Origin of the sequence: Bradyrhizobium sp., assembly GCF_049586575.1 — a bacterium.
GTDB lineage: Bacteria > Pseudomonadota > Alphaproteobacteria > Rhizobiales > Xanthobacteraceae > Bradyrhizobium.
This window is the reverse complement of the sequence record NZ_JBAVCF010000422.1, coordinates 1-5,885: the sequence shown is the minus strand read 5'-3', so window position 1 is coordinate 5,885 and position 5,885 is coordinate 1. Positions and strand designations below refer to the sequence as shown.

General features: G+C 63.1%; 6 protein-coding genes and 2 pseudogenes. 3 read left to right on the top strand and 5 right to left on the bottom strand.

The window, feature by feature from the left end; translation table 11 throughout:
* Window positions 1–256, top strand: a pseudogene (locus WB528_RS16875) (hypothetical protein); the annotation flags it as partial.
* 65 nt (window positions 257–321) lie between these two features.
* On the opposite strand, the gene WB528_RS16870 reads toward WB528_RS16875, so the two are convergent.
* The 4 genes from WB528_RS16870 to purE form a co-directional block, all read right to left on the bottom strand.
* Entirely contained in the window at window positions 322–1,215 is an 894-nt protein-coding gene (locus WB528_RS16870; protein WP_423889548.1) for a tetratricopeptide repeat protein, read from the bottom strand.
* Between the two features lie 223 nt (window positions 1,216–1,438).
* On the bottom strand, window positions 1,439–1,744 hold the full coding sequence (gene rpsU / locus WB528_RS16865) for a 30S ribosomal protein S21 (protein WP_423889547.1): 306 nt from the start codon (window positions 1,742–1,744) through the stop codon (window positions 1,439–1,441).
* A 176-nt stretch (window positions 1,745–1,920) separates the two neighbouring features.
* Entirely contained in the window at window positions 1,921–3,036 is a 1,116-nt protein-coding gene (locus WB528_RS16860; RefSeq protein ID WP_423889546.1) for a 5-(carboxyamino)imidazole ribonucleotide synthase, read from the bottom strand.
* Window positions 3,033–3,521 carry a 5-(carboxyamino)imidazole ribonucleotide mutase gene (purE, locus tag WB528_RS16855; RefSeq protein ID WP_423889545.1) on the bottom strand — a complete coding sequence of 163 codons (489 nt, stop codon included), beginning with the start codon at window positions 3,519–3,521 and terminating at the stop codon, window positions 3,033–3,035. Before purE ends, WB528_RS16860 begins: the two co-directional genes overlap by 4 nt.
* 209 nt (window positions 3,522–3,730) lie before the next feature.
* Here purE and WB528_RS16850 point away from each other — a divergent pair, with 209 nt between their 5' ends.
* Window positions 3,731–4,408: a GGDEF domain-containing protein gene (locus WB528_RS16850; protein ID WP_423889544.1), complete on the top strand. Its 678-nt coding sequence runs from the start codon at window positions 3,731–3,733 to the stop codon at window positions 4,406–4,408.
* Window positions 4,409–4,434: 26 nt separating this feature from the next.
* Window positions 4,435–5,589: an epoxide hydrolase family protein gene (locus WB528_RS16845; RefSeq protein WP_423889543.1), complete on the top strand. Its 1,155-nt coding sequence runs from the start codon at window positions 4,435–4,437 to the stop codon at window positions 5,587–5,589.
* A gap of 68 nt (window positions 5,590–5,657) precedes the next feature.
* Here WB528_RS16845 and WB528_RS16840 read toward each other — a convergent pair.
* A pseudogene (locus WB528_RS16840) lies at window positions 5,658–5,885 on the bottom strand (hypothetical protein); the annotation flags it as partial.

The window sequence follows — 5,885 nt, the reverse complement described above, 5'->3', positions numbered from 1 at the left end:
GCTTCAGCCGTTGCCGCCGCCGATCCTGGTGTCGACGCCGCCGGCGGAAACGCCACCACCGCCGACCGTGGCGCGGGCTGACGACCCGCTGCGCCCGACGCCACCGGCCGATATTCCAAACCCGCATGCGCCCTTGGATTTGCGGGCCGATGCCACCACAGATCAGCCGGTGAAACGGCCCTCGGTTGCCGACGATGTGCTCTCGGCCACCAAGAAGCTGTTCAACTCGGTGCTGCCGAAGCAACAGCAACAGTGATTCGTCCGTCACGATCGGCCGTGCCGACTGACTTGGCGGCCGGTTGGCGCTGCTAACAAATTATTTCAGAAGGTTTCGTAGCTCTGGCCCGGCTTGCCGCCGACGCGGGCGAAGGCGGATCGTGCAGCATCGTCTTTGGGGCGTAGATTGATGGCGCGCCCGTAGGAGCCGGCGGCCCTGGTCTTGTCGCCAAGGCGCTCATAAGCAAGCCCCCGCGTTATCCAGGCCTGGGCGTTGTTCGGATCGTCCTGCACTGCTTCATCGAGATCGGCCGCAGCCTCCTTGGCTTGGCCGAGCGCCAGATAGCTGAGCGCGCGGCCGAGCAGGGGCTCGGCTTGCTGCGGTATCAGGCCGTTGGCCGCGCTGAAGTCCTCGATCGCGAACGAGTGCTGCTTCTCGTTCTGATAGAGCAGGCCGCGATTGTAATAGGCCTCCGCATCGTCAGGACGAAGGGCGATCGCCTTGTTGAAATCCTCGAGCGCCGGGGCCGCTTCGCCCCGCGCCTTGTGGACGAGGCCACGGCCGAGCCACGCCGGCGCGTAATTGGCATCGAGCGCCAGCGCGCGTTCATAATCGGACATGGACTGATCGAGCCGTTTGGTCTTGCGGTAGATCTGGCCGCGGTTGGCGAAGGCCTGTCCGTAATTGGGATCGAGGCTGATCGCCTTGTTGAAATCAGCCAGCGCCTCGTCGGTCTTTCCGGCCTGCGCCAGCACCGAACCCCGCATGTTGTAGGCCTGCGGATTGTCGGGGTTGTTCTTGATGGTTTCGGTGAGCGAGGCGATGTTGGCCGAGGAAGTGATTTGCGCGGGCTCTTCCTTGGGCTCCGGGGAGTTTGTCAGCGATCCCAGCGTCATCGAACAGCCGCCGAGCGCGATCGCAGCCAGCGCGATCGCCGCGGATGCACGCGGTCGATGGCGCAAATGTCCGGAAGGGACTCCAGCAATCGGAACCGTCATCGTGCGGGATACTCAAGCGCTTACCTGCTTAGTGGTAGCCTGCTCCGCTGCGAAATGCATCGGCCAAATCGCCCGCAAGTTTACGGCTAATGTCCGGTTCTGACATTCGTACCCTGTCGGGCGACACTGAGAGGAACGTCAGTGTTGCCCCACTAGCGGCATATAAACAACAAAGCGGGCCAAGTGGCCCGCGTTGAAGAATTCATGTCTGAAAATTAATCGATCAGCGCGGTCCGCGAGGACCACCTGGACCGCTGCGGCCGCCACCGGGACCACCGCGATCGGAACCCGGGCCGGCGCCGAACACCGGCTTCGGCTTCATCGGAAGCAGGCCTTCACGCTGCAACTTTTTGCGGGCGAGCTTGCGCGCGCGGCGCACGGCTTCGGCCTTTTCGCGGGCCTTCTTCTCGGAGGGTTTTTCGTAGTGACCGCGGAGCTTCATCTCGCGGAAAATACCCTCACGCTGCATCTTCTTCTTCAGCGCCTTGAGGGCTTGGTCGACATTGTTATCGCGAACGAGAACCTGCACGCGGCATCCTCTTTCCATTGATCGGATTGGATTCTGTTAAGGTCAAAGGGACGGAAAAAAAGCCAATCACCTGACCTTTGAGCGCGCGGATGTATCAGACAAAGGTCCTAATGTCCACCGCTGCGAGCAAAAATCGGCGTGCCAGTTGCGCCAAAAGCCGCTCCGGAGGTCCCCAATCAGGGGCTTTTCGGCGGTCCAGCTACCGGGGTCACCTGGGTGACATGGCCCATCTTGCGCCCGGGCCGGGGCGCGCCCTTGCCGTAGAGATGAACGGTGGCGCCGGGAACGCCGAGCCAGTCCTTATAGCTGTTGATCTCGTCCCCGATCAGGTTGGTCATGGTGACCTCGCCATGGCGCAGCGGTTTGCCCAGCGGCCATCCGGCGATCGCGCGGATATGCTGTTCAAACTGCGAGATCGAGGCGCCGTCCAGCGTCCAGTGACCGGAATTGTGCACGCGCGGCGCAATCTCGTTGACCAGCACGTCCGGTTTGCCGTCGCTGTTGACCACGAACATCTCGACCGCCAGCACGCCGACATAGTCGAGCGCGGCAGCGATGCGTTGCGCGATGTCCCGGGCCTGCGCGGCGAGTGCATCCGACAAGGCCGCAGGCACGCGCGAAATCTTGAGGATGTGATCCCTGTGCTCGTTTTCGGTGACGTCAAAGCATTCGACGCCGCCGTCGGCCGAACGTGCGGCAATAACGGAGACTTCGCGCTCGAACGGAACGAAGGCTTCGAGGATCGCCGATTTGGTGCCGAGGTCGGCCCACGCCCGATCGGCATCGTCGATGGCGCGAAGAATGGTCTGGCCCTTGCCGTCATAGCCGAAGCGGCGGGTCTTGAGCACGGCGGGCAGGCCGATCCTGGCGATCGCCGCGCGCAAGGCCTGCGGTGACGAAACGTCGGCATAATCGGCGGTCCGGATGCCGAGCCCCTTGACGAAATCCTTTTCGATCAGACGATCCTGGGTCGTCTCCAGAATCTTGCGTTCGGGCAATACCGGCCGCCGCGCCGCCAGGATCATCGCGGAAGCCGCAGGCACGTTCTCGAATTCATAGGTGATGACATCGACTTCGGCTGCGAAAAGTTCGAGCGCTTCGACGTCGGCATATTCAGCGCAGGTGGCATTCGCCACGACATCGAAGGCGGGCGAGTCCGGATCCGGCGAAAACACCCGGCAGCGCAGGCCGAGCCGTGCCGCCGCCATTGCCAGCATCCGGCCGAGCTGTCCGCCGCCGAGGATTCCGATGGTGTCGCCTGGCTTCAGCGTCACCCGCGATGGAACAGTCACGCGGATTCCTCCGGACGCTCGGCGACCGCATCAGTCTGCTTCTTGCGCCAGGCAGCCAGTCGTTCGGCGAGCGCCTTGTCGTGCAGCGCCAACATGCTTGCCGCCAATAGCGCCGCATTGATCGCGCCGGCCTTGCCGATCGCAAGCGTCCCAACGGGAATGCCGGCGGGCATCTGGACAATGGAATAGAGCGAATCCATTCCTGACAGCGCCTTCGATTCGATCGGCACGCCGAGCACGGGAAGTTCCGTCAGCGACGCAGCCATGCCGGGCAGATGCGCGGCCCCGCCCGCGCCCGCAATGATGATCTTGAACCCGGCGGCCTTCGCGCCTTTGGTGAAGGCGTAGAGCCGTTCCGGCGTGCGATGCGCGGAGACGATGCGTTTCTCGCAAGCCAACCCCAACGCGCCCAAGGTTTCGGCGGCGTGTCGCATGGTCTCCCAGTCCGACTGGCTTCCCATGATGATGGCGATCGGCGCGGTCATATCGTTAATTCTTCTGGCGGAATCCGGAAAATCGGGCCCGATTATAGGATCGGCCCCCTGTTCGGCAAGGTTAGCAAGGGATCGACAATGGACTATCCTGTCTTGGTGCGAACAGGCAAGCGTTCTAGCTCGGGAGTTGCGACCGGCGTTAACGTGAAGGCCGTGTTCAAGGGCGAATTCGAAGCCGGTTTTGCGCCCGGGGAAGGCCGATGAAGAAGAAAACGAAGGGGCCCGGAGCGAAAGCCGCGAAGCGCCGCAAGCCGGCTTCGGCCACCGACAAGACGCTCCTGCGCCGTGCGGCGTCGGCCAGGCGCGGTCCGGCGGCGAAGGACGATGCGAAGGCGGAAATCCGGCGGCTGAAAACCCGGTTGGCCAAGGCATTGGCTTGCATCGAGCAGTTGGAGGCCGCCGCCGACACCGATTTCCTGCTCGGAATTCCCAACAGGCGCGGCTTCGAGCGCGAGCTCGGCCGCGCCATTTCCTATATCCAGCGCTATCACGCCGGCGGCGCGCTGATCGTGCTTGATGTCGACCGGCTGAAACCGATCAATGACAATTTTGGTCATGCGGCGGGAGATCAGGTGCTGAAGGCGATCGTTGCCGCGCTATCGCGCCAGATACGTTCCTCCGACGTGATCGGGCGGCTCGGGGGTGACGAGTTTGCGCTGTTGTTGTGGAATGTCAGTGAGACCGATGCGCACGCCAAGGCCGCCGCACTTGAAGAGGATATCGATCGCCTCAATTTTGCTTTCGCACGCCGTACCGTTGCGACCGGCGTATCCACAGGCGTCGTCGTTCTTGGTCCGCATTCGGATGCCGCGAGCGCGCTGGCGGACGCCGATTGCGCGATGTATGTGCGCAAGGCGCAGCGGCGCCATGAGGTTTGACACGCAACTCGAAAGGCAGAACCATCATGACCAAGCCAACGCCGTTCACGCTTCACGTGGCCGATGCCGATATCGCCGACCTGAGGGAGCGTCTGGCCCGGTCGCGCTTTCCGGATGCCGCGCCTGGCGAGGCCTGGGCCTTTGGTACCGATGTCGCTTACTTGCGCAGCCTCGTGGACTATTGGCGCGACGGATTTGATTGGCGCGCAGAGGAAGCGGCGCTCAATGTCTTTCCGCAATTCCGTGTTCCGCTCGACGGCATCGACTTGCATTACCTGCATGTGCCGGGCGTCGGCGAAAATCCGATGCCGCTGCTTCTGTTGCACGGCTGGCCGGGGTCGGTATTCGAATTTGTCGAGATCATTCCCCGTCTCACCGACCCTGCACGTTTCGGCGGCGATCCACGCGATGCCTTCACGGTGATCGCGCCATCGCTTCCGGGCTATGGGCTTTCGTTCAAGCCGGGCCAGAAAAGATACGGCGTTCCTGAAATGGCGGACTGTGTCGCCGCACTGATGCACGATGTGCTCGGCTTCTCGCGGTTTGCCGCGCAAGGCGGCGACTGGGGCGCGGCCATCACCAGCCGGTTGGCTTACGCCCATGCCGAGAAAATGATCGGTATCCACGTCAACCTGTGGGCGGCGGCGGGGCGCGAGGCGAGCGCGTTCCAAAATCCGACCGAGGAGGAAAAGCGTTACCTCGCCGAACTGGCGCGCTGGATGCGTGAGGAAACCGGCTATCAGTGGATTCAGGGCACCCGTCCGCAGACGCTTTCCTTTGCGTTGATGGATTCCCCCGCGGGTCTCGCGGCCTGGATCGTGGAAAAGTTCCGCGCCTGGTCGGATTGCGATGGCGATGTCGAGCGCGCGATCAGCCGCGATCGCATGCTTGCGGATATCTCGTTCTACTGGTTCACCGGCGCCATCGGGTCGTCATTCTGGCCTTATTACGCGCGGTTTCATGGCTCCGCCATCCTCCCGCCCGGCGCCGTCATCACGGTGCCGACCGGCTATGCACAATTCCCGCGCGAAATCCTCAAGCCTCCGCGCAGCGCCATCGAGCGCGTGCACACGAACATTCGCCGCTGGAGTGTCATGGAAAAGGGCGGGCATTTTGCCGCGCTCGAACAGCCTGAAGCGCTCGCGCGGGAGGTGCGCGCATTTTTCCGCGAGTTGCGCTGAAGCCATAGTGCGGACCGGCGTGGCGGATTGACATTCGCAAACGAATTCCCGGCCCTCGGATACGAATGTCAGAACTGGGACACGAGATCGTCCGGGACCTGTCCGAAGGTCTTGAGCACCCGCGCATCGCTGAATTCTCCGGCCATCGGATCGCCGCTGCGGCAGAAAGCCACCGCGCCGATGCTGCCGGGTGTGCGCGACATCGCCTCCGCACGCCGCAACGCGCTGGAAGAATGCTGGCATTCTTCGGCAGCACCCGCGACCGGCATGCCGGCTTCATCCCGCAAAAAGGGCAT